Origin of the sequence: Micromonospora sp. WMMD1082, from assembly GCF_029626175.1 — a bacterium.
Taxonomy (GTDB): Bacteria; Actinomycetota; Actinomycetes; order Mycobacteriales; family Micromonosporaceae; genus Micromonospora.
The window spans coordinates 2,330,108-2,351,891 of record NZ_JARUBM010000002.1; the positions used below are offsets into that span (position 1 = coordinate 2,330,108).

Genomic DNA, 21,784 nt, shown 5'->3' on the forward strand with positions numbered 1-21,784 from the left:
GCGGCCACCCCCGACCGATCACATCCCCGAAACCGCCAGATCCGTACCCGCCCGTGCACCCGCCGGGCGGTCCGGCCCGCCCGCCGTCCCCGCGGGTGGGGAAGATCAGGCGGTACGGAGGCGGGTGAGGAGCGCCTCGGCGGCGGCCCGTTCACTGCGCTGCTCGGTGGCGTACGCCAGGCGGACCGCATCCTCGGCGCTGGCCTTCGCCTCCGCCGGCCGACCGCAGGCGGCCAACGCCTCGGCCAACACGCTCGCCGCGATCACCTGGCTGCGGACGTCCTCGGCCGGCGCCGTCACCGCCCGGCGCGCCCAGTACAACGCCTGCTCCCGCTGCCCGTGCGCGAGCAGGGCCGACGCGTAGCGCGCCATCGACTGCCGGCGGGAGAAGAGCAGCGACGGTGTGGTGGCGGCAGCGGTGGCGACCGGGGCGAGCAGGCCGACCGCGGTGCCGGAGTCGCCGGCCGCCAGCCGGGCCGTCGCCAGCAGCACCCGGGGAGCCACCTGGGCCGGCGCCTGCGGGTTGTGCGGCTCCACGGTGGTGAGCACCGCCCGGGCGTCCCGCTCGGCGGCGGCCACGTCGCCCATGTCCAGGGCGACGAAGCCGCGCAGCGTGCCGGCCATCCCGGTGAGCAGCGGGTGTGCGGTCCGGTGGCCGTACGCGAGCGCGTCGGTGAGCAGGTCAGCGGCGTGCTCCGGCTCGCCCAGCCCTCGGGCGACCACCCCGCGCACGACCAGCGCGAAGCCCTGCCCCCAGTCATCGGAGGCGGCGGCGAACTCCCGGTACGCCCGGCGTGCCTCCCGGTCGGCGTCGGCCAGCTCGCCCAACTCGGCGTTGGCGTACGCGTCGACCGCCCGCAGGGTGCCGACCGCCCACGCCTCGCCGACCCGCTCGCCGAAGGGCAGGAAGATCCGGGCCAACCGCCGTGCCTCCCGCAACCGCCCGGCGAGCAGCCGGGCGAAGGCGGTGGTGCCGCGCAGCCAGGCCCGCCCGTAGGGATCCTTCAACTCGGCGAAGAGTCGGGCGGCCCGGCCGAGCACCGCGTCCGTGCCGCCGAAGTCGCCCCGGGTGGTGGTCACCCAGGCCAGGTTCTGCAACGACCACGCCTGCCCCCGCCGGTCCCGCACGGCCAGGCTGACCTGGTACGCGGCGGCCAGCCGGCTGCTCGCCTGCCCCAGCCGGCCGGCCAGGAAGTCCGCCATGCCCAGCCGGCGCATCGCCGATGCCCGCAGGGTCGGCAGGTCGGCGTCGCCGGCCACCTGCGACGCCTCCCGCCAGCAGGACTCCGCCCGCCGCAGGTCGCCCATCACCTGATGGGCCTGTCCGGCGAGCAGCAGGGCACTGGCCCGCGTCGCCGGATCCCCCGCGTTCGCGGAGATCTTCTCGGCGAAGGCCAGCGCGTCGGCGGCCCGACCGACCTGGAGCAGCGCGCGGGCGTGCACCACCCGGTCGGCCGCCGGTACGCCGTCGCGGGCCAGTTCGGCGGCGCGTTCGGCGTACTCCACGGCGAGCGCCGGCTCGCCCACCTCCAGCGCCCGGCGGGTGGCCCGGCCGAGCGCGGCGACGCCCAGCGGTGCGACCGCTCGGGCCGGCGCGTCCGGGCGCAGCGTGACCGCGTCGGCCAGCGCGGTGGCCCGCTCGACGTGCGCGGCCACGAAGTCGTCCCGGCTCGCCTCCGTGAAGCCCCCCGGACCGGTCACGGTGCCCCCCGGGCCGGTCGCGGCGCCGCCGCTCACCTCGCCGACCGTGCCGCCGCCGTGACCAGCCACGTCGGCCGCCCAGCGGGCCAGCGCGGCGTGCCGCTCGGCCAGCTCCGCCTTGCTGATCCCGGAGTACGCGGCCTCCCGCATCAGCGGGGTGGCGAAGGCGTACCCGCTGCGGGTGCGGTGCAGCATCCGTCGCTGCAGCAGCTCCTCCACCGCGCGTTCCAGTTCGACCGCGGCGACCGCGGCCGGACGACCGTCGCGGCCGGCCCGCTGTTCCCGCAACGCCTCCAGCGCGCCGTCGGGCACCGTGTCGCCGACCACGGCGGCATCCCGCAGCACCGAGCGGGCCTCGACGGGCAGGGCGTCGATCCGGGCGGCGAGCACCGCCGCCAGGTCACGGGAGAGCAGCCGGCTACCCAGCGAGCCGGGCGCCAGCCGCCAGCTGTTGCGTGCCCCGGCGGTGAGCGCGCCGCGCTCCATCAGCAGGGTGACCAGTTCGGCCAGGTAGAACGCGTTGCCCTGGGCGGTGGCGAGCAGTCGGTCGGTGTCGGCCTGGGGCAGTCGCCCGCCGGCGAGATAGCTGGTCAGCAACCGGGCCGCGTCGGCGCCCCGCAGTGGCGGCAGCGGTTGCACCTCGGCGTCCGCGACCCGGGTCAGGGTGCCGGCGGCGCGCACCAGCTCGGGCCGGCCGAGCAGCAGCACCAGCACCGGCCCGGTGAGCCGGGACAGCGCCACCTCCAGCGCCCGGATGGTCTCCCCGGTGGCGTCGTGCAGGTCGTCCACCACGACCACGAGCGGCGCCTCCGCGGCGAGCGCGCTGAGCAGATCGGCCACCGCGTTGGGCACCGCGTCGACGTCGGCCGGCGGCTGGGCGCTGCTCCACTCGCCCTGGTCGGCGTGGCCACCGGCGGGCAGTTCGGCGTATCCGAGCAGGGCCAGCAGCTGGTCCACCGCGACCGGGGCCGGCTCGGTCCGGACACGGCTGAGCCGCTGCCCGAGCCGCCGCAGGCGCTCCTCGACGGCCGCGCGGGTGACCGCCGTGGCCGCGTCGTTGGGCAGGCCCGTCGCGGCGCGCACCAGGTCCGCGAGGGGTGCCAGCCGGCGACGCTCACCGAACGCGGCGCAGCGCACCGAGAGCACCCGCGCCCCGGTGTGCGCGGCGTACCGCCCGGCGCCCACGTCGTAGCCGGCGGCGAGGCGTTCCACCTCGGCGGCGAACCGGGACTTGCCGATGCCCGCCTCGGCGGTCATCAGCAGCACCCGTGGCTCACCACGGTCGATCACCTCGGCCAGCCGACCGGCGACCCGGCCGATCTCGGTCTCCCGGCCGACGAAGGGCGCCTCGTCGCCGAGGCCGGAGCGGGTGCCGGGCGCGTCCAGCAGACCGAGCAGCTCGTACGCCTCGACCGGCTCGCGCTTGCCCTTGAGCCGCAGCGGGCGTAGCGCGCGCCAGCTCGCCACGTGGCGGGTCGCCGCGGCCGTGCGCCCGCCGGCGTAGACCGCGCCGACGGCGGCGGCGTCGGCCAGCCGGGCGGCGGTGTTGACGGTGTCGCCGATGACGGTGTACTCGATCGCGGCCTGGATGCCGGCGATCACGTCGCCCGTGTTCAGCCCGACCCGCAGGCCCAGCGGGGCGCCGCCACCCCGCTCGTCGTCGAGCACCCGGCGGACCGCCCGCTGCATGGACAACGCGGCGCGGACCGCCCGCTCGGCGTCGTCCTCGTGCGCCACCGGGGCACCGAAGACCGCCATGATCCCGTCACCGGTCAGCTTGTCGACGTGCCCGCCGAAGGTCTTGACCGCCCCGGCGAGGGCGGCCAGCACCCGGTCGGTGACCGCACCGACGCGCTCCGGGTCGAGATCCTCCGACCAGGACGTGAAGTCGGACAGGTCGCCGAAGAGCACGGTCACCACCCGACGCTCGGCGGCGGGCAGGGTCGCGGCGGCCGGCAGCGCGGCGCCGCAGTTGTGGCAGAACCGGGCGCCGGGCACGGCGACGGTTCCGCACACCGGGCAGGTCACGGTCGGTCCAACCCCGCGCCACCGCCGTCGGATTCCCGGCCCAGGTATTCCAGCTGGGCGCGGACGGACCACTCGGCCGCCCACCACAGCGACCGGTCCACGTCCGCGTAGACCGTCGCGACCACCTCGGCCGCGGTCCGCGCGCCACCGTCCAGCGCCACCCGGACCTGGTCGAGCCGGGCGCGACGGTGGGCGAGGTAGAAGTCCGCGGCGGCGCCGCAGTCGGCCAGTGCCGGGCCGTGTCCCGGCAACGCCGGGATCCCGCGGTACGCCGAGAGCAGTTCCAGGCTGGCGAGGTAGTCGCCGAGGTGGCCGTCCGGGTGGGCGACCACGGTGGTGCCCCGGCCCAGGATGGTGTCGCCGGTCAGCACCAACCGCCGGCCGTAGTGGCCGACCAGGAAGCAGACCGAGTCGGCGGTGTGCCCGGGCGTCGGCACGAGCCGGATGTCCAGGCCGTACCCGTCGAGGCGGTCACCCTCGCGGCTGCCACCGTCGGCCGGGGCGCTGCCCAGCGGCGGGCCGCCGATGCTGTGCGCGGGGTCGGCGGCGCGCACCGGCACGCCGTCGAGCAGCTCGTGCAGGCGCGGCGAGGCCTCGGTGTGATCCGGATGCCCGTGGGTGATCAGCACCAGACCGATCGGCCCCTGCGCGGTGATCGCCGCCAGATGCGCCTCGTCGGCCGGGCCCGGATCGACGAGCACGCCGTACGACGCACCGGGCGCCCGCAGCAGCCAGGTGTTGGTGCCGTCCAGCGTCATCGGACCCGGGTTCGGCGCACGCAGCAGCGTCACCCAATCCGGCAGTTCGCTGGCGAGGGCGGTCACCGCCCCCGTCACATGCCCTCCCATGGCTGCGATCGTACGACCCCACCGGGGCGGCCCCGCGATCTTGCAGTTTCGGTCCCCGATTCGCCCTTCCGAGGGGCTTTCGTCCCGACCGAAACTGCAAGATCGCGTGGGGTGGCGTCGAGGTCAGGAGACCTCGACGATGAGTTCGACCTCGACCGGGGCGTCCAGCGGGAGTTCGGCGACGCCGACCGCGCTGCGGGCGTGCCGGCCGGCCTCGCCGAACACGGCACCGAACAGGTCCGAGGCGCCGTTGATGACGCCGGGCTGGCCGGTGAAGCCGGGTGCGCTCGCGACGAAGCCGGTCAGCTTGACGACCTTGACGACGTTCTCCAGGCCGACCAGCGAGTCGATCGCGGCGAGCGCGTTGAGGGCGCACCGCTGGGCGAGCTGTTTGGCCTGGTCGGCCGAGACGCCGGCGCCGACCTTGCCGGTGGCCAGCAGCTTGCCCTCGGCCATCGGCAGCTGCCCCGAGACGTACACGTGCTGCCCGGACTGCACCGCCGGCACGTAGCTCGCCACCGGCGGCACCACCTCCGGCAGTTCCAGCCCGAGTTCCGCCAGCTTCCCGTGCGGCCCGTTACTCATGCCGGCACTCCGCTGCGCTCCGCGCCGTCATGAGGCACCACCGCACTGCGCCTGACGATTCGCTCGCTCCGCTCACTCATGCCTTCGGCCGCTTCAGGTAGGCGACGAGTTGCTCCGGGTTCGGCCCGGGCACGACGGAGACGAGTTCCCAGCCGTCCTCACCCCAGTTGTCGAGGATCTGCTTGGTCGCGTGGACCAGCAGCGGGACCGTGGCGTATTCCCACTTCTGCATCGGTGGAGGGCTCCCTCGGTGGCATGGACACTTCGGGGCACAGCCTACGGTCCGCCGGCCGGTCGGGGCGCGGGGCGCTGCTCAGACTCGGGACGCTGTGCAGACTCGGGACGCTGCTCCGGGGCGGGGCGCTGCTCGGGCGGGGTCGGCAGTTCCCCGCAGGGGCCGGAGTGGTCGTAGGGCTGGGGGCAGCGGGTGCGGTCGGGCAGCAGCAGGTCGCAGAAGACCCGGTGCCGGTTGTTCTGGTCGTCGGCGGTCGACACCTCGGTCTCACCGGCGTCCAGTTCGAGCAGGAAGTTCAGCGAGGTCGCCACCCGACCGGCCAGGGCGGTCGCGGCGGCCAGGTCGGTCACCCGGATGGGCAGGTGAATGACGTACCCGGGGCCTTCCTCCTCCCGCCCTCCGGCCGGCTCGACACCGGTGACCGGGTCCGCGGGGCGGCGGTACGAGCGCTCGTTCACCGGCAGCCGGCCGGTGGAGTCTCCGCCAGCCGTCCGACCGCCCCGTTGTGGCCCGGCCGGGAACTGGGCTCGGCGGGTGTTCTCCGTGTCGCGCATGCGCTGCCTCCGGGCGTCGTACCTGGTCACGGCGCCGCCCGTCGGTCCGGGCCCCTGCGCCCGGCCCGGGGCGGGCGTGCCGGAGCGACCGTAGGGCCGACCCACCGGTCCCATCAACAGGACGCGCACGCCCGATTGCATTGGGTCACATTTGCGACACCCGACCAGCGGAAAGCTGACCGCGACGCCCGTACGGGAGACACCGGGCCCTCCGCAGCCGGACCGGGGACCGCTACCCTTCCGGTCTGGACGGGCGCCCGGCCCGGCCACCCGATCCCACGCTCACCGCCACTGCGGTGCTGCGCCGCACCCCGGGGGACCGATGACCCAGCCACCCACCGGCCCGACCGGCCCCACCGACCTCCCACCAGCCGGTCCGCCCGGCCAGTCCTCCTCCCCGGCAACCGCCGGCAATGGTGCGTCGACCCCGCCACCGGCGTCCGGTTATCCGCCGCACCAGGCGCCGGCGGGTCCGCCCCGTAAGCGCGGGGCGCTGGTCGCCTCGATCGCGCTGGTCGTGGTGCTGCTGCTCTGCGCCGGCGGCGGCGTGGCCGCGTTCCTTGCCCTGCGCAACACCGAGTCCGGCGAGGGGGCGCAGGATCCGTCGGTGGCGGTCGACGACTTCCTCACCGCGGTCTACCAGGAGCGGGACGCCGCCAAGGCGGCCAAGCTGGTCTGCACCGCCGCCCGCGACCGGGACAAGATCAGGGCCAAGGTGGCCGAGGTCGAGAAGTACGTCTCGACCTACCAGAACCCCCGGTTCCGCTGGGACACCCCGACGGTGGACAACGAGACCGGCGACCGGGCCACCGTCACCACCACGGTGACCGTGACCACCGCCGACGAGAAGATCGCCGACCAGGACCTACGCTTCACCGTGATCCGCAAGACCGGCTGGTGGGTCTGCGAGGTCGCCTGAACTCGCCGAATGGATAGGCTCGACGGGTGGGAGCAGCGCAGCGACCGACTGACCAGGCCGGCACCGATTGGCCCGCCCGCCTGCACGTGGTGACCGGCAAGGGGGGCACGGGCAAGACCAGCGTGGCCGCCGCCCTGGCCCTGGGCCTGGCCGCCGCCGGTCGACGCACGCTCCTGGTCGAGGTGGAGGGCCGGCAGGGCATCGCCCAACTCTTCGGCACCGAGCCGCTGCCGTACGCCGAACGGCACCTGGCCGACGCGCCCGGCGGCGGCGAGGTCCGCGCCCTCGCCGTGGACGCCGAGGAGGCGCTGCTCGAATACCTTGACATGTTCTACAAGCTCGGCGCGGCGGGCCGGGCACTGCGCAAGTTCGGCGCGATCGACTTCGCCACCACCATCGCTCCGGGCCTGCGCGACGTGCTACTCACCGGCAAGCTCAAGGAGGCCACCACCCGCACCGTCGACCAGCGACGGGTGTACGACGCGGTGGTGCTGGACGCACCGCCCACCGGCCGGATCGGGCGTTTCCTGAACGTCACCGCCGAGACGGCCCGGCTGGCCAAGGTGGGGCCGATCAAGACCCAGAGCGAGGGGGTCTCGGCCCTGCTGCGCTCACCGATGACCGCGGTGCACGTGGTGACCCTGCTCGAGGAGATGCCGGTACAGGAGACCGTCGACGCGATCGCCGAGCTGACCTCGCTGGGATTCGGGGTGGGCCGGGTGATCGTCAACGCGACCCGGGCGCCGCTGCCGGCGGGGCGGTTGGTCACCGAGGCCGAGCTGGAGCGGGGGCTTCGCGCCGCCGGGCTGCCGGCCGACCAGCGGACCGTCGCCGGGCTGCACCACGAGGCACGCGACCTGGCGATCCGCCGGGAGCTGGAGGATTCGCTCCGCGCCGATCTGGTGGAACTCGGCGTGCCCCTGGTGGAACTCCCGCTCCTGCCCGACGGGGTGGACCGTGCCGGCCTCGACGTGCTCACCACGGCGCTCGTGCACGGCGATTGACTCACACCTGACCTCGGCCTGACGCGCGGAGCGGGCCGGCCCGATACGCTCGATTGGTGCCTTCCGACAACGCCGCCCCGCAGCTGGACGTCGACCGGATCCTGGCCGACCCGGGCGTACGGATCGTGGTCTGCTGCGGGGCGGGCGGGGTGGGCAAGACGACCACGGCCGCCGCGCTCGCGCTGCGCGCGGCCGAGCAGCACGGCCGGCGTACGGTGGTGCTCACCATCGACCCGGCGCGGCGGCTGGCACAGTCGCTCGGCCTGACGGAGCTGGACAACACGCCTCGGCAGGTCAAGGGGATCGACGTCGAGGACAGCGGTGGCCAGTTGCACGCCATGATGCTCGACATGAAGCGCACCTTCGACGACGTGGTGCTCGCGCACACCGATCCGGCGAAGGCCACGGAGATCTTCGCGAACCCCTTCTACCAGGCGATGAGTTCCACCTTCGCCGGTACGCAGGAGTACATGGCGATGGAGAAGCTCGGCCAGCTGCACGCGCGGGGCGAGTGGGACCTGATCGTGGTGGACACCCCGCCGTCGCGCTCGGCGCTGGACTTTCTCGACGCGCCGGCGCGGCTGTCCCGGTTCCTCGACGGGCGGATGCTGCGGCTGCTGCTCGCCCCAGCGCGGACCGGCGGTCGCAGCATGTTCAGCCTGGTCACCGCCTCCTTCGGGATGTTCTCCCGGGTCGTGCAGAAGGTGATCGGCGCTCAGTTGCTGACTGACCTGTCCGGTTTCGTGGCCGCGCTCGACTCGATGTTCGGCGGGTTCCGGCAGCGCGCGGAGCAGACGTACCGCATCCTGCAGGCGCGGGAGACGGCGTTTCTGCTGGTCGCGGCGCCGGAGCCGGACGCGGTCCGGGAGGCCGCCTACTTCGCCGGCCGATTGCGCGAGGAGAAGATGCCGCTCGCCGGCCTGGTGCTCAACCGGGTGCACCGGCCGGCGGTGCCCGAGCTGGGCGGGCCGGAGAGCCGTGCCGCCGCCGACCAGCTGGCTGCGGCCGGCGGCCACGAGGGCACCGTCGAGGTCCTGCGGGCGCACGCGGCCCTGGCCGAGCAGGCGGTCCGCGAGCGGCAGGTGGCCGCGCGGTTCACCGAGGCGTTCCCGCAGGTGCCGGCCGTCTCGGTGACGGCACAGCCCGCCGACGTGCACGACGTCGACGGGCTGCGAACGATCGCGGCGGCGATGAGCCGCGACTGACCGTGCCGGTCAGTTGCCGGCGGTGGCCAGGATCTTGTCCTTCCCGGCCTTGTCCTTGGCGTTCTTCTTCATCGCCGCCTCGAACATCTTCCGCCAGCTGGTGACCTGCGGGTGGCGACGCAGCAGCGCGCGGCGTTCCCGTTCGGTCATGCCACCCCACACACCGAACTCGATCCGGTTGTCCAGCGCGTCGGCCAGGCATTCGTACCGGACTGGGCAGCTCCGGCAGATCCGCTTGGCCACGTTCTGTTCGGCGCCCTGTACGAACAACGCGTCCGGGTCTCCGTTCTGACACGCCGCCAACGACGGCCAGTCAGTGATCATGCCCATCTGTACACGTCCCCCCTTGCAGTACTACCGACGCCGTTCCTGGGCCAGCCGGCAATCCCCCCGGCCGTCCGGCACGCCTTACCCCAAGGCGGCGCGGACGACATGTGGCGCTGTCGCCGCCCCCATCATGCTCTGTAGTCACCCGATTACGCAACGTTGTCGGCTAAATCCATCATTCCGGACACTCCCGGCTTCTCGGGCCAGGGACCGCCGCTTACCCCACCGGAGTCCGCGAAAACGCTGCGGGCCACCTCCGCGAGGAGGAAACTCGGCACGGATCCACGCAACCGGACGACCGGTGCCACGCGTCTAGCACAACGAGGACGGCGCGCGCAGGAAATGGGGAAAAGACGCCCCAGCGCCCCTCGTTACCTGTTCGCGTACCCTGTCGAGGTGACCTGGATGCGGAAACGTGACCACAACGTCCTGACCAACGCCGCATCGCTGCTCATCTGTGGGCTGTTGGCTGGCGTGGTGGTCGCCGCTGCGGCCTTCCCCGCGGTGGCGATGTCGGGCCTGGCCGCGAAGGCCAGCGCGGAGACCTTCGGCGCACTGCCGAAGGAACTGACCATGGCCCGCGCACCCCAGATCAGCTACCTGCTCGCCTCGGACGCCAAGACACCGCTGGCCACCATGTACGACGAGAACCGGCGCGACGTGACGCTTGCCGACATCTCGCCCCACATGCAGCAGGCGATCATCGCCGCCGAGGATCACGACTTCTACAAGCACAACGGGGTCGACCTCAACGGCGTGGCCCGGGCCTTCGTCAACAACAGCTCCGCGGACAACGACCGGCAGGGCGCCTCGACGCTGACCATGCAGTACGTCCGGATGGGCATCGCCTACTCGGCGACCCACCCGGCCGACGTGATCGCCGCGACCGAGGACACCAGCGCCCGCAAGCTGCGCGAGATGAACTACGCGCTACAGATCGAGAAGAAGCTCACCAAGGACGAGATCCTGGAGAGCTACCTCAACCTCGCCGCCTTCGGCAACGGCGCGTACGGCGTCTACGCCGCCAGCCAGGTCTACTTCAACAAGCCGCCGAAGGAGCTGAAGATCGAGGAGGCCGCCATGCTGGCCGGCCTGGTCAAGGCGCCGACCTCGTTCGACCCGACCACCAAGAGCGGCTACCCGCACGCGGTCGCCCGGCGCGACTACGTGATCGACCACATGGTCACGACCGGCGCGATCACCAGGGAGGAGGCCGAGGCGGCCAAGGCCACCAAGCTGGTGGTCAAGGGCAAGCGCGCGCCGAACGGCTGCGTCGCCACCAACAAGAACGCCTGGGGCTTCTTCTGCGACTACTTCTACCGCTGGTGGATGTCGCAGGAGACGTTCGGCTCGACCACCTACGACCGGGAGCGGCGGCTCAAGAGCGGCGGCTACACGATCGTCACCACGCTGGACAAGCAGGCCCAGGACGGCGCCGACAAGGCCGTCCGCGCTGCGAAGTCGGTGAACTCCAAGGAAGCCGTGATGGTCGCGGTGGTCGAGCCCGGCACCGGCCGGGTACGCGCCCTGTCGGTCAACCGGAACTTCAAGCTCGACAACCCGAAGAACCCGCAGAACAAGCCGCACAGCGATCCGGCAAAGCGAGCCAAGGGCACGCTCGGCAACTACCCCAACACGGTGAACCCGCTGCTGACCGGCGGCGACGGGCTCACCGGCTACCAGGCCGGCTCGGTCTTCAAGATCTACACGATCGTGGCCGCGCTGGAGAAGGGCATCCCGCTCAGCTACACCATCAACGCGCCGCAGCAGTTCAAGTCCGAGTACATCATTGACAGGAGCAGTGACGCGGCCTGCCCCGGCACACACTTCTACTGCCCGATGAACTCGAACCGGCAGCCGGGCGGCGTGAAGGACATGTGGAGCGCCTTCTCCGCGTCGACCAACACGTACTTCGTCCCGCTCCAGCAGCAGGTGGGCGCGGAGAACGTGGTCGACGCGGCCAAGCGGCTGGGCATCCAGTTCCGGGTCAGCAAGGAGAACGACTGGGCCAACGACAAGGCGGCCGCCCACCAGTGGGGCTCGTTCACGCTGGGCGTCACGGACACCACGCCACTGGAACTGGCCAACTCGTACGCCACGCTGGCCGCCGACGGCAAGTACTGCGAGCCCATCCCGGTGCAGCAGATCCGCGACCTGGACGGAAACAAGCTGGACGTGGCCAACCCGCGCTGTGAGAAGCGGATCAGCACCGAGGTGGCCCGGGCGGCCGTGGACGCGGCCCGCTGCCCGGTCGGCGACAACTCCTCCACCAGCAAGTGCGGCGGCAGCCGCACCGCCGCCGAGGTGAAGTACCAGGTGGGCAAGCCGGTCGCCGGCAAGTCGGGCACCACCGACTCGGAGCGGACCGCCTCGCTGGTCGCGATGACCAAGCAGTACGCGGTGGCCGGCATCCTGGCCGACCCGGACTGGCCGCAGACCAACGTCAAGATGAAGCACAAGCCGAGCGACGGCATCAACCCGCCGGTCTGGCAGACGTTGAAGGCCGCCATGGACGGCAAGAAGGCGATCAACTTCGATCCGCCCGGTCAGAAGATCTCCCTGGGTGACCAGCGCAGCATCCCGGGTGTCGGATGCCTGGACATCGAACGGGCCAAGTCGCGCATCTCCGGCGCCGGCTTCCAGCCCCTGGTCTCCAGCAGCCGGGTGACCTCCGACTGCCCCGCCGGCACCGCCGCCGGCACCAGCCCCAGCGGCCGCACCATCAAGGGCGGCATCGTGACGATCATGGTCAGCGCCGGCAATGGTGGTGGCGACAACGACAACGGCGGTGGCAACAACGGCCGGCCGAGTACCGGTCCGTCCAGTCCGCCCAGCAGTCCCAGCCGGCCGCCGGACGACCGACCCGGCGGCTGATCGCCGTTCCCACGCCGGATGGGCGGGCATCCCAGGAAGGGTGCCCGCCCATCCGCGCATCGGTGGGCGGCTCGATCGGGGAAGGATTCAGAGGCCGAGCTGGCGGCGTACCTCGGCGGCCACCCGGCCCCCCTCGGCCTGGCCCGCCACCGCGGCCTGGGCCGCCTTCATCGCCGGGCCCATCTGGGCCTTGCCGGTGAAGCCGCCGGCGACGAGCGCCCCCGCGACCAGCTCGGTCAGCTCGGCGTCGGAGAGCTGCCTCGGCAGGTAGCGGTCCAGCACCTCACCCTCGGCGGTCTCCTTGGCGGCCTGCTCGGTGCGGCCCGCCTCGGCGAAGGCGGTGGCCGCCTCGCGGCGCTTCTTGGCCTCCTTGGTCAGCACCGCCAGCACCTCGTCGTCACTGAGCTCGCGCTTGGCCTTGCCGGCTACCTCGGCCGTGCCGACGGCGGCCAGGGCCATCCGCAGGGTGGACGTGGTCAGCTCGTCGCGGGCCTTCAGGGCGGCGCGCATGTCGGCGGTGAGACGGTCCTTCAGCGTGCTCATGGACGGTCAAACTACCCTGATCGGCATGCGAAAGCGCACACTATTCCGGCTCGCGACCGCAACCGTCGCGACGGGTGCCGCCGCCCTGGCGTACGCGTCGCTCGTCGAGCGCAACATGTTCACCCTCCGCCGCTTCGACGTCCCGGTGCTGCCGACCGGCACCGAGCCGCTGCGCGTACTGCACGTGTCGGACCTGCACATGACCCCCCACCAGGAGCGCAAGCAGCACTGGGTCGCCTCGCTGGCCGCCCTCGACCCCGACCTGGTCGTGGTGACCGGGGACAACATGGCGCACCCGGGGGCGGTGCCGGGCGTGCTGCGGGCGCTGCAACCCCTGCTCGACTACCCGGGCGCGTTCGTCTTCGGTTCGAACGACTACACCGGGCCGGTCTGGAAGAACCCGTTCAGCTACTTCCTGCCCGACCGGGAGTACGCCGAGGGGGTCGAGCTGCCCTTCGAGGAGCTGCGTGACGTGTTCACCGGGGCCGGCTGGGCCGACTTGAACAACCGGCGGACCACGGTCAAGGCCGGCGGCCGGACGATCGACATGGCCGGCGTCGACGACCCGCACGTCGAACGGGACGACTACGCCTCGGTCGCCGGCCCGATCCCTCCCGAGGCGGACCTCGCCATCGCGCTGACCCACTCCCCGGAACCGGCGCTGCTCGACGAGATGGCCGCCGACGGCTTCGGGCTGCTGCTCGCCGGCCACACCCACGGCGGCCAGGTCTGCGTACCGGGGGTGGGGGCGCTGGTGACCAACTGCGGCCTGCCCCGGTCGATGGCGAAGGGCCTGCACAGCTGGCCGGGCTCGGACTCCTGGCTGCACGTCTCCGCCGGGCTCGGCACCCACCCGACCGCCCCGGTCCGCTTCGCCTGCCTACCGGAGGCCAGCCTGCTCACCCTGATCCCCCGCTGACCGCCCGCGCGCCGGGGTACCGAGTTTGAGCCTCGGAGCGGGTGGGCTACTATTTGTCGGCACGCCTCGGGGTGTGGCGCAGCTTGGTAGCGCGCTTCGTTCGGGACGAAGAGGTCGTCGGTTCGAATCCGGCCACCCCGACCAGGTCAGAGGGCACATCCCATCAATGGGTGTGCCCTCTACTACGTCCTGAGTGACCAACTGAGTGACTACGCCTCGGCAACAGGCGCGAAGATCCGATCCATGACGGCCGCGCCTTGGAGCAGCACGGGCCGGAGTTGGTGGCGGTAGACCAGCTCCGTCACGGTCGTTCCCGAGTGCCCGCACAGGTCTGCGATGTCTTCAAGGCTCACCCCACTGTCGGAGAGCAGGGACACGAAGCTGTGCCGCAGCTCGCGGGGTGTCCAGGCGGCCGGGTCGAGGCCGGCGAGGGTGACGACTCGGCGGAAGGCCCGGCGGACGTTAGCCGCGTCGAGGGCGGTACCGACGGTGGAAGCGAAGACCAGGTCGAGCGCATGCCAGTCCTTGCCGGCAGTCTTGCGCTCCTGGTTCTGGCGCTGGCGGTGGCGGGTCAGCGCGGAGACGCACCGGGCAGGTAATGCGAGGGTGCGCCGTGACTTGCGGGTCTTGGTGTCGCCGCCTTCTCGGTCGGAACGCCAGACGTGTAGGGCGGGCGGTAGCGGCGGATCGAGGTCGGGCTGTCCGACAAGGTCAACGTGGTCCCAGCACAGGGCGCGTAGTTCCTCGGTCCGCGCGCCGGTCAGCAGCGAGAGCACGACGTAGGCGTGCAGGCGGGTTTCCTCGGAGGCGTTGAGGACGGCCTTCGCTTGATCCAGGGTGAGGGACTTGGAGGGGCGTCCTTCTTGGCCGCGCGGCACGGTGCAGAGCGCGACGACGTTGCGCTTCACCTTGTCTCGGGCCATGGCTCGGTTGATCGAGCGGTTGAGGCACCCGTAGAGGTCACGAAGGGTGCGGGTGCTGAGGGTGGTGGCCTTGTCAGCTAGCCAGCGGTCGACGTCCTGGGCGCGAAGCTCGCGTAGCTTCCGGGCGCCCAACGCGGGGATGATGTGGGTGCGGCACAGGATCTCGCACTTGGCCTTGGTGCGGTCTGATCGGCCGTTGAGTCCGTAGGTCAGCCAGTCGGTGACGGCTTCGGTGACGGTGTAGTGGTGCTCGGCTATGGCGAGCCCGTCTTCGTAGTCGCGGATCTTCTCCCGCAGTTTGGTGCGGGCTTCGGTCTTGGTCTTGCCGCTGCCTTTGCGCACGATGCGCTTGCCGGCCGGGGTGTATCCGACGGTGACGGTGGCGATCCAGCGTTGCCGGGACTCGTCCCAGTGCAGGCCGCCTTCCCCTCGGGCACGGCGTGTGGTCATCGGGTACCTCCCTTCTGGGTTTCCTGTTCGAGTAGGTCGACGTAAGCGGTGATCGCGGCGGCAGGGACGAGGCGGGCACGTCCTTGCCGGACGGTGCGGAGTCGGCCGGCGCGGATCTGTTCGTAGATCACGGACCGGGAGAGACTGAGCAGTCGCATGACCTCGGGGATGCGGTAGAGCGCCCGTGTGGGGGCGGTGAGTGCGGGTGCGGTCAATCGGTGCTCCTTCCGTGCGGGGACAGGTTGACCGTCAAGGCTGTCTTGACGGTGGATCGGTGGCCGGCTCAGGCGGCGGCAAGCAGGGCGTCTCGGGCGGCTTCGTGTCGTTCGCGGGCCAGGGCGGCGGCGGTGTTGGCGAGTAGGGCGTCTCCGGTGGTGCGCCAGCCGGAGCCGGCGTAGCTGAGGAGGCCGACGATCAGGGTGGTGTCGTCGTTCTGCTGGTCGGCGTATTCGTGGCCGGTTTCGGTGCGTCGCCAGATGGTGCGGGCGTCGCGGAGGATGCGGAAGGTGACGGAGTAGCGGCGGCTTTTGGTGAGGAAGTGGCCGCCGAAGCCGAGCATGTGCGCCCACCGTCGGAGTTGCTGCCAGTCGCGGTGTTGGCCGAGGGTCCAGCAGGCGTCTACGAGCCGTTCGGCGTGAGTGCCGTGCTCGTTGGCGTACAGGTCGATGGTGTCGCCGTTGAGGCGGCGGGAGACATGCCCGGTGGTTTCGGTGCTCTTGGTGGCGTACTTGGCGAGGTAGCCGGCCACCTTCCCGTCGGTGATGTCGCCGTCGGCGTTGACCGGCCGCACATCGAGGCCCTTACCGGGGTCGCCCCAGCAGATAGGCCAGCCGCCGGGCTGGACAGCATGGGGGCGGGTGGTGAAGCCGGTCGTGGTGGCGGCGTGGGTGACGGCGGCGACCAGGTCGCCATGATCGAAGCCTGCCGGGGGTGGGACGATCGCGGCAGGGTCGTACGGGTGGACACCGTCGAGGCGGATGATCGCGTGGTAGTGCACGACGCCCCGGCGTTGCATCTCCGCGACCTTGCCGAACGACAGCTTGACCGGCGGCACCCGACGAACCTTCCCGCTGGCGGTGACCTGCTCGACCCAGGGCAGGCCGAGCTGCCGGACGCGGGCACGGACGTGGCGAGTGAGCGCGATCGTGGTCCGGCGCCACAGTTCCGGCGCGCAGTGGTTCCACACCACCTGTGCCGGGTGGTCGTAGCAGTCCAGGCACAGCGGGGTACCGAGAGTCGGATCGTCATCGGCGTGCCGCTGGTGGCAACGCACATCCACACCATGCGGACACAGCTCGACGTCGCGGCGAGGCCGGCACGGGACCTGCCGACCAGCGCGGTCGGTGCGCTGCGTGTGGACCGGCCCGAACGACGGTGCCGTGAGCGTGGCGAACACCGCCGGATGCCCGGTAACGGTGGCGGGGATGCCTTTGCCGCCGGCGAGGCCGGCGCGGACGAGCTGGTAGGCATCGCGCTGGTAGGTACGCGCGCACGAGGGGCACACGGCGTGACGGCGGTTGCCGCACGGTTTGTAGATCTCCCCGTCCGGCAGCTCGGCGGTGGTGACGGAGTTGAGGAGACGGCCGGTGTCCCGGTCGATGGTGGCCACCTCGCCCGCGAGGCGGATGGGGTGGGAGCAGCCCGCAGCCGCCTTCACGTGCTCCAGCCAGCCGAAGTAGTCCGGGCCGGTGGCGCGGGTAAAGGCGGACTCATCGCGGCCGACGAACCCACCCGGTGAGCCGTCGGCGGGGCGAGCGTGGGGCCGGTGCCCCGGACCAGCGTTGGTGTGCTGGTCCGGGACAACGGCGATCAGGTCAGCGGCCACGGGTGCGGACCGCCCTGGTGGGTAGGTGGGTGGTGGGGCCGGTGCCGAACGGGTTCGGCGTGTCGAAGATCCGGCCGAGCAGGGACGCCACATAGGTGGGCAGGTCGGCCCGGTGGTGCTCCCACAGGTAGAGGTAGCGGATCAGGACGTAGGTCTTCGGCAACTCGATCCCGTCGCGGGCGGCGAGGATCTTCATACGGCCGATGAGTTGGACGGGTTCCCAGCCCCGAGCAAGGCGGGGTTGACGCCACCGGTAGGTGGCAGGGGTGGTGGTCATCGGGCCACCGCCGGGGTTTCCTCGGCCTCTGTGGCGAGGCAGGAGGGGCAGTCGCACTGCGGGTTGCGTGGGTCGGGGCAGCGGTTGGCCGGGCACCACTGGCAGCCGGATCGGCCGCACCAGTAGCAGTTTTCGATGGGGTCGACCTGGGTCAGGCCGCCGAAGCAGGCGCACGGGATCGAGGACGCCGGGTCCGCTCCGTAGCCGTTGCACCCGTTGCAGACTGCCCACGCGGTCTGGGCGAAGGCGGCGATACACGCCGGGGCTTGGCAGCCCTGGTGGCCGCACATGATGCAGTAGCCGGCGAAGTTGCAGCGCGGCGGTCGCAGCGTGGAGTCCGGTGCGGGGACAGTGGTCGGGTTCGTGGTGAGCACGGACAGGCAGGCCAGCAGAGCAGCCTCATCGAGGACTGCGGGCAGGTTCAGCGCCTTCCCAGGGGCCAGCGCGTCCCGAAGCGTCGCCAACGCAGACAGCAGGCGAGCATCAGACAGCGCCGGAGTGTGGCCCGAGGCGCACAGAGCAGGATGAACGGTAGGCTGGACAGGCATCGTGTTGGTCCTTTCGACGAGGGAACCGATGCACCGGCCTCAGCGGGTGGCCGCCCGCTGGGGCTTCTTTCGTTGCCTTGACTGGCTTAAGCCAGTGGCTCCGTCAGTATGTGAGCCATCACGCCGCGTTGTCAATAGCTGGCTTGAGCCAGTTGCGGTAGACTGAGGCGGGAGGGAGACAAGGTGACTGACCAGGAAGAACGACGGCCGCCAAGCCGTCGCATAGCCGATGAGCTACGCGCCGCAATCGTCAATGGCGAACTCGTAGACGGCGATCAACTACCTTCGGAGCGGGACCTGGCGTCGCGGTACGCCACCGCCCGGAACACCGCTCGGGAAGCGTTGAGCATCTTGCAAGCCGAAGGACTTGCTGTAGCGCGTCACGGCAAGGGCGTGTTCGTGCGGCGGCGCAGGCCGTTGATGCGGATGGGGCGTAACCGCTACTCGCGTTCGGCACGCAACGAGACGGGCCTTTCACCGTTCCGTATCGAGGTTGAACGCCAGGGACGTGTTCCGCACACCGAGTGCCGTTCCGTGACCCGAACCGTCGCTCCGGCTGAGGTTGCCGAGCGGCTGAACCTGGGCCATGAGGCCGAAGTGGTCCGACGCGAAAACTGGTACTTCGCCGACGATGAGCCGGTGCAAGTTGGAGTGACCTACATTCCCACAGCGGTCGTCGCAGACTCACCGCTGGCAACGGAGAAGAAGCTAGGCCGGGGCAGCATCTACGCTCGATTCGAGGACCTGGGCCACGCTATTACCCGCATAAGGGAGGAAGTCTCCGCTCGGATGCCGACACCGGAGGAAGTTGCTGGACTGGTCATGCCCCCTGGTGTACCGGTGATCGAGGTTCTGCACACCAGCGTGGACGACAAAGGACAACCGTTCGAGGTGACTCGGTTTGTGATGCGCGCTGACATCAATGGCCTGGACTACGAGATGCCCGTTGAAGACTGACCGCCCGGTGGCGGGAGGCGCTGGGCTGGTACGGCTCGCCGTACTTGCTCTCCTGTGGGGGTCTAGCTTCCTATGGATCAAGTTGGGGCTGCGTGGATTTAGTCCGACGCAATTGACGTTTGCCCGGCTGCTACTAGGTGCTTTGGTGTTGATTCCTATCGTCGTGTTTCAGGGGCAGCGGATACCACGTCAGCGGTCGGTATGGGGACACATATTCGTTGCTGCGCTGGTGGCCAACGCGATCCCCTATCTGTTGTTTGCAGTTGCAGAGCAACAGATAGGCTCAAACATCGCCGGAGTCATCAACTCTACGACACCGCTATGGACGCTGTTGCTGGGCTTCCTGGTCGGTATAGATCGCCACGTCACCGCGCCAAAAGCCGCCGGATTCGGACTAGGTTTCCTCGGCGTGGTCGTGATGTTCGGGCCGTGGGATTCGGCTGGAGAGGTGGCGAGCTGGGGCGGGCTCGCCTGCCTGGCAGCAGCCCTCTCCTACGCCATCAGCTACCTGTACATGGGGCGATACCTAACGAACAGGGGCATAAGCCCGCTCATGCTCTCCGCCAGCCAACTAACCGCAGCAACCCTCATCCTTACCTGCGTCATGACCGCCACGGGACGCGAACACGTCGCCTGGCGGGCCGACGCCCTGATCGGCGTGCTGGTCCTCGGAATCCTCGGCACCGGAGCGGCCTACGTCCTGAACTACCGCATCATCCAGGACGACGGACCCGCCATCGCCTCCACCGTCACCTACCTACTCCCCATCGTCGCCGTCATCCTCGGATGGGCAGTCCTGCAAGAGACCGTCACCATCGCCGTCATCCTTGGCGTCGCCCTGGTGCTCGTCGGCATCGCGCTCACCCGAAGGAAGCCCGCATAGCCGCAGTTCAGGCCCGAAGCCTGGCCGACTGCCGGCGGGTGGTGAGAATTTTCTGTACGTCTTCAAGGCGGCCCTTGACGGGCCGCACGCGCCGCCGCCTGGGCGCGCGTCCGTCGCTCCGCTGGCGCTCCGACTCCGGCCACGCAACACGCCCGGCGGCTGGCGCGGAGAGCGGAAAGCCCGGTGGGCCGCCGTAGCACGACAGCAGCGTTGACCGGGTTGTGGTGGGCCGGCAGCCGGCCGGGCCGCGCAGCCACGAGCCCGCGCGGCGCAGGGAAGCGGACGCCGGCTGCGTCCGGCGAGCTAGTGATGGTCGCGGGTTGCGGTTACTGCGCCTCCGGCGGGGGCGCTCCGGCTCCAGGATGGCCGGGGCTCCGTCGGCGGGTCGCGGTCCGTGGATGGTTGCGGTAGGCCGTCCCGCCTGCCATCGACCCGGGCAAGCCGAGCAGACCACCGCCCGACCCGCCAGCGTCCGAACCTGCGTCAAGGTCCGCTTGACGTGGCGGGCCGGGCGGCGGCCCGCTCCCCAGGAGGACGGGTCGACGGCAGACGGGATGGCAGGTGGCCTTAGAGCGCACTGAAGCCCCGCACCTGCGCGCGGGGCTTCAGTAGGTCTTTGATCAGACGCCAGCTAGGTACCGGGACTGGGCACCTTCCTTGAAGTAGTGCCCGTGGGTTCGGTGGATCGTGTTGATTGAGTCAGACCCAACCAGAACGATCTCAAGATCTTCTCGGCCGTGAAGATCCTTCTCTGCCTTGGAGTACGCGTCGGCGGCCTCTGTGGCGTCGAGGTACACGTCTTCCCGAAGGAGCTTCTCCTGCGCGTAGTCATAGACAAGCAAGAAGTGAATCATGGCGGGCATCCTGGTCACCTCCCTTGGAAGTAGTGTTGCACGGCGGCCCGGGCAGTGGCGAACCTTGTAGCAAACTCCGCATCAGGTTGCAAGTACCCCTCATCCATAGCAATACCCTCGGCTGCGAGCCGGAAGTACTCGACCAACTCTGGGTGACCTTGGCCGTCTTTCAGGGGCAATCGCAGGCGACCAGCAGTCCGCTCGACCGCATCAGCCCATGCCTGCTGACCCGGCGTTCGAAGCTGCACCTCGATGCGCTGTCCGTCACGCTCCACCACAAGGTGTACACCCCGGTAGCCAGTAGGCTTGGGACAATCGATGTAGTCCCTTTCGCGTTTTACGTCCCAGTTTCGCTTGATCCGCTTCATCACGCCAAGGATCTCAGCCCGCCCGCCGGGGAGGATTGCACGACATCCGCCGATGTCCTCCATCCGCGCAAGCTTGGTGTCGGGGAAGCGCACGAGCTTGTTGATGATCTGAGGCATCCGCTTAAGACGTTGGGCAACGATCACCTCTGATGACTCGCGCCGAACGAACTGGCGCACGCCGACGGCAACCTTAGTCATGGGGTACTGGAAGCTGGAGCGAAACTCCTGGATCGCGTTCCAGGCCATCAGCGTCACATCGTTCGGCTCGTCGTCGCTCAGCCACCAGTCGCGCAGGTGATCGCCGCACCGGTTGATCTCGCCCTTGCTGACGCCCGGCGCCGTTCGAGGGGCAACCACTCTTGCTTGTTGCCCGCGCTGCTGAGTAACCACTATCCCCGCCTGTGTTGTTCCGCGAGAGACCCGCTGCTCACTAGGCTCCGTCGACAGAGGACGAGCATGGCTTGCCGGAGCCTAGTGAGCAGCGGGTCTGGCAAGTTTCCGACACGCCGGAATCGCTCTGTGGAGTTGGGCACTTGGCAGAAGATCGTTAGACAGGCTTGTTAGGGGCACACTGGGGGCACAAGACACCGAGAGAATCCAGTGTGACCTTCTGCTGCAAGATGATGCGCGACCAAGTCGAGACAGACTGTGACGAGCACCCTGACCCATTCGGCTGCCCGGATAACCTGATCTACCACGACCCGGACCCGAGCGATGAGCGCTACGGCCTGATCATCCACGACGGCGGCAGCTCGTACATCGCCATCGGCTACTGCCCCTGGTGCGGCACCGCCCTACCGGCCGCGAACGACGAGGATGAGCCGAGTGACTGACTGGGTGACGACCGGGGCGACCGACACCGGACGCCCACGGACGATGGTGGACTGTCTCGGCAGCTCAGCCCGACTACTCGCCCAGGTCATCGAAGGCTGATAATTCCTTCGGGACGAAGAGGTC

General features: G+C 70.5%; 22 protein-coding genes and 1 tRNA gene. 9 read left to right on the forward strand and 14 right to left on the reverse strand.

The window, feature by feature from the left end; genetic code table 11:
- Nucleotides 1-105: 105 nt before the first annotated feature.
- From O7615_RS10950 to O7615_RS10970, 5 genes are all read right to left on the reverse strand, one after another.
- A complete protein-coding gene (locus tag O7615_RS10950) occupies nucleotides 106-3,729 on the reverse strand; it encodes an adenylate/guanylate cyclase domain-containing protein (protein WP_278177322.1) in 3,624 nt (1,207 codons plus the stop codon).
- On the reverse strand, nucleotides 3,726-4,577 hold the full coding sequence (locus tag O7615_RS10955) for an MBL fold metallo-hydrolase (RefSeq protein WP_278177324.1): 852 nt from the start codon (nucleotides 4,575-4,577) through the stop codon (nucleotides 3,726-3,728). The genes O7615_RS10950 and O7615_RS10955 overlap by 4 nt, the downstream gene beginning before the upstream one ends.
- A gap of 123 nt (nucleotides 4,578-4,700) precedes the next feature.
- Nucleotides 4,701-5,162, reverse strand: coding sequence for a RidA family protein (locus O7615_RS10960; RefSeq protein WP_278177325.1), 462 nt, complete (start codon nucleotides 5,160-5,162; stop codon nucleotides 4,701-4,703).
- A 76-nt stretch (nucleotides 5,163-5,238) separates the two neighbouring features.
- A complete protein-coding gene (locus O7615_RS10965; protein WP_013736319.1) occupies nucleotides 5,239-5,394 on the reverse strand; it encodes a DUF4177 domain-containing protein in 156 nt (51 codons plus the stop codon).
- 44 nt (nucleotides 5,395-5,438) lie between these two features.
- Entirely contained in the window at nucleotides 5,439-5,951 is a 513-nt protein-coding gene (locus O7615_RS10970; RefSeq protein WP_278177326.1) for a hypothetical protein, read from the reverse strand.
- 322 nt (nucleotides 5,952-6,273) lie between these two features.
- Here O7615_RS10970 and O7615_RS10975 point away from each other — a divergent pair, with 322 nt between their 5' ends.
- The 3 genes from O7615_RS10975 to O7615_RS10985 are packed head-to-tail and all read left to right on the forward strand — an operon-like array spanning nucleotide 6,274 to nucleotide 9,079.
- Nucleotides 6,274-6,870, forward strand: a complete 597-nt coding sequence (locus tag O7615_RS10975) for a hypothetical protein (protein WP_278177327.1) — start codon at nucleotides 6,274-6,276, stop codon at nucleotides 6,868-6,870.
- 26 nt (nucleotides 6,871-6,896) lie between these two features.
- A complete protein-coding gene (locus O7615_RS10980; protein ID WP_278177328.1) occupies nucleotides 6,897-7,874 on the forward strand; it encodes an ArsA-related P-loop ATPase in 978 nt (325 codons plus the stop codon).
- 53 nt (nucleotides 7,875-7,927) lie between these two features.
- The gene (locus tag O7615_RS10985; RefSeq protein ID WP_278177329.1) at nucleotides 7,928-9,079 is read left to right on the forward strand and encodes an ArsA-related P-loop ATPase; all 1,152 of its coding nucleotides are present in this window, start codon (nucleotides 7,928-7,930) and stop codon (nucleotides 9,077-9,079) included.
- Between the two features lie 9 nt (nucleotides 9,080-9,088).
- Here O7615_RS10985 and O7615_RS10990 read toward each other — a convergent pair whose 3' ends face one another.
- Entirely contained in the window at nucleotides 9,089-9,409 is a 321-nt protein-coding gene (locus tag O7615_RS10990) for a WhiB family transcriptional regulator (RefSeq protein WP_278177330.1), read from the reverse strand.
- A 402-nt stretch (nucleotides 9,410-9,811) separates the two neighbouring features.
- Here O7615_RS10990 and O7615_RS10995 point away from each other — a divergent pair, with 402 nt between their 5' ends.
- Nucleotides 9,812-12,280 carry a transglycosylase domain-containing protein gene (locus O7615_RS10995; protein ID WP_278177331.1) on the forward strand — a complete coding sequence of 823 codons (2,469 nt, stop codon included), beginning with the start codon at nucleotides 9,812-9,814 and terminating at the stop codon, nucleotides 12,278-12,280.
- A gap of 87 nt (nucleotides 12,281-12,367) precedes the next feature.
- Here the strand turns inward: O7615_RS10995 and O7615_RS11000 are convergent, their stop codons facing one another.
- Nucleotides 12,368-12,823, reverse strand: a complete 456-nt coding sequence (locus tag O7615_RS11000) for a GatB/YqeY domain-containing protein (RefSeq protein WP_278177332.1) — start codon at nucleotides 12,821-12,823, stop codon at nucleotides 12,368-12,370.
- Between the two features lie 25 nt (nucleotides 12,824-12,848).
- On the opposite strand from O7615_RS11000, the gene O7615_RS11005 reads away from it, so the two are divergent.
- Both O7615_RS11005 and O7615_RS11010 read left to right on the forward strand, forming a co-directional pair.
- Entirely contained in the window at nucleotides 12,849-13,742 is an 894-nt protein-coding gene (locus O7615_RS11005) for a metallophosphoesterase (RefSeq protein WP_278177334.1), read from the forward strand.
- Nucleotides 13,743-13,809: 67 nt separating this feature from the next.
- Nucleotides 13,810-13,886, forward strand: a tRNA-Pro gene (locus O7615_RS11010).
- Nucleotides 13,887-13,951: 65 nt separating this feature from the next.
- Here O7615_RS11010 and O7615_RS11015 read toward each other — a convergent pair.
- The 5 genes from O7615_RS11015 to O7615_RS11035 form a co-directional block, all read right to left on the reverse strand.
- Complete coding sequence (locus O7615_RS11015; RefSeq protein ID WP_278177336.1) at nucleotides 13,952-15,115, reverse strand: site-specific integrase; 1,164 nt, start codon at nucleotides 15,113-15,115, stop codon at nucleotides 13,952-13,954.
- Nucleotides 15,112-15,330, reverse strand: coding sequence for a helix-turn-helix domain-containing protein (locus tag O7615_RS11020; protein WP_278177338.1), 219 nt, complete (start codon nucleotides 15,328-15,330; stop codon nucleotides 15,112-15,114). Before O7615_RS11020 ends, O7615_RS11015 begins: the two co-directional genes overlap by 4 nt.
- 68 nt (nucleotides 15,331-15,398) lie before the next feature.
- Nucleotides 15,399-16,940, reverse strand: a complete 1,542-nt coding sequence (locus tag O7615_RS11025; protein ID WP_278177339.1) for a replication initiator — start codon at nucleotides 16,938-16,940, stop codon at nucleotides 15,399-15,401.
- Nucleotides 16,930-17,217, reverse strand: coding sequence for a hypothetical protein (locus O7615_RS11030; protein ID WP_278177341.1), 288 nt, complete (start codon nucleotides 17,215-17,217; stop codon nucleotides 16,930-16,932). The genes O7615_RS11025 and O7615_RS11030 overlap by 11 nt, the downstream gene beginning before the upstream one ends.
- On the reverse strand, nucleotides 17,214-17,681 hold the full coding sequence (locus tag O7615_RS11035; protein WP_278177343.1) for a hypothetical protein: 468 nt from the start codon (nucleotides 17,679-17,681) through the stop codon (nucleotides 17,214-17,216). Before O7615_RS11035 ends, O7615_RS11030 begins: the two co-directional genes overlap by 4 nt.
- 267 nt (nucleotides 17,682-17,948) lie before the next feature.
- Here O7615_RS11035 and O7615_RS11040 point away from each other — a divergent pair, with 267 nt between their 5' ends.
- Both O7615_RS11040 and O7615_RS11045 read left to right on the forward strand, forming a co-directional pair.
- Nucleotides 17,949-18,722: a GntR family transcriptional regulator gene (locus O7615_RS11040; RefSeq protein WP_278177344.1), complete on the forward strand. Its 774-nt coding sequence runs from the start codon at nucleotides 17,949-17,951 to the stop codon at nucleotides 18,720-18,722.
- On the forward strand, nucleotides 18,688-19,605 hold the full coding sequence (locus O7615_RS11045; RefSeq protein WP_278177346.1) for a DMT family transporter: 918 nt from the start codon (nucleotides 18,688-18,690) through the stop codon (nucleotides 19,603-19,605). Before O7615_RS11040 ends, O7615_RS11045 begins: the two co-directional genes overlap by 35 nt.
- A gap of 620 nt (nucleotides 19,606-20,225) precedes the next feature.
- On the opposite strand, the gene O7615_RS11050 is transcribed toward O7615_RS11045, so the two are convergent.
- Entirely contained in the window at nucleotides 20,226-20,468 is a 243-nt protein-coding gene (locus O7615_RS11050; RefSeq protein ID WP_278177347.1) for a hypothetical protein, read from the reverse strand.
- Between the two features lie 5 nt (nucleotides 20,469-20,473).
- On the reverse strand, nucleotides 20,474-21,217 hold the full coding sequence (locus tag O7615_RS11055; RefSeq protein WP_278177348.1) for a RelA/SpoT domain-containing protein: 744 nt from the start codon (nucleotides 21,215-21,217) through the stop codon (nucleotides 20,474-20,476).
- Nucleotides 21,218-21,450: 233 nt separating this feature from the next.
- Here O7615_RS11055 and O7615_RS11060 point away from each other — a divergent pair, with 233 nt between their 5' ends.
- On the forward strand, nucleotides 21,451-21,660 hold the full coding sequence (locus tag O7615_RS11060) for a hypothetical protein (protein ID WP_278177349.1): 210 nt from the start codon (nucleotides 21,451-21,453) through the stop codon (nucleotides 21,658-21,660).
- Nucleotides 21,661-21,784 lie beyond the last annotated feature (124 nt).

Bases quoted from the DNA above. Each gene is read 5' to 3' on its own strand.
- O7615_RS11015 (WP_278177336.1), bottom strand. From the start codon at position 15,115: ATGACCACACGCCGTGCCCGAGGGGAAGGCGGCCTGCACTGGGACGAG.
- O7615_RS11005 (WP_278177334.1), top strand. From the start codon at position 12,849: ATGCGAAAGCGCACACTATTCCGGCTCGCGACCGCAACCGTCGCGACG.
- O7615_RS11000 (WP_278177332.1), bottom strand. From the start codon at position 12,823: ATGAGCACGCTGAAGGACCGTCTCACCGCCGACATGCGCGCCGCCCTG.
- O7615_RS11050 (WP_278177347.1), bottom strand. From the start codon at position 20,468: ATGCCCGCCATGATTCACTTCTTGCTTGTCTATGACTACGCGCAGGAG.
- O7615_RS11060 (WP_278177349.1), top strand. From the start codon at position 21,451: ATGCGCGACCAAGTCGAGACAGACTGTGACGAGCACCCTGACCCATTC.
- O7615_RS11045 (WP_278177346.1), top strand. From the start codon at position 18,688: ATGGCCTGGACTACGAGATGCCCGTTGAAGACTGACCGCCCGGTGGCG.
- O7615_RS10975 (WP_278177327.1), top strand. From the start codon at position 6,274: ATGACCCAGCCACCCACCGGCCCGACCGGCCCCACCGACCTCCCACCA.
- O7615_RS10970 (WP_278177326.1), bottom strand. From the start codon at position 5,951: ATGCGCGACACGGAGAACACCCGCCGAGCCCAGTTCCCGGCCGGGCCA.
- O7615_RS10965 (WP_013736319.1), bottom strand. From the start codon at position 5,394: ATGCAGAAGTGGGAATACGCCACGGTCCCGCTGCTGGTCCACGCGACC.
- O7615_RS10995 (WP_278177331.1), top strand. From the start codon at position 9,812: ATGCGGAAACGTGACCACAACGTCCTGACCAACGCCGCATCGCTGCTC.
- O7615_RS10960 (WP_278177325.1), bottom strand. From the start codon at position 5,162: ATGAGTAACGGGCCGCACGGGAAGCTGGCGGAACTCGGGCTGGAACTG.
- O7615_RS10955 (WP_278177324.1), bottom strand. From the start codon at position 4,577: ATGGGAGGGCATGTGACGGGGGCGGTGACCGCCCTCGCCAGCGAACTG.
- O7615_RS11030 (WP_278177341.1), bottom strand. From the start codon at position 17,217: ATGACCACCACCCCTGCCACCTACCGGTGGCGTCAACCCCGCCTTGCT.
- O7615_RS10990 (WP_278177330.1), bottom strand. From the start codon at position 9,409: ATGGGCATGATCACTGACTGGCCGTCGTTGGCGGCGTGTCAGAACGGA.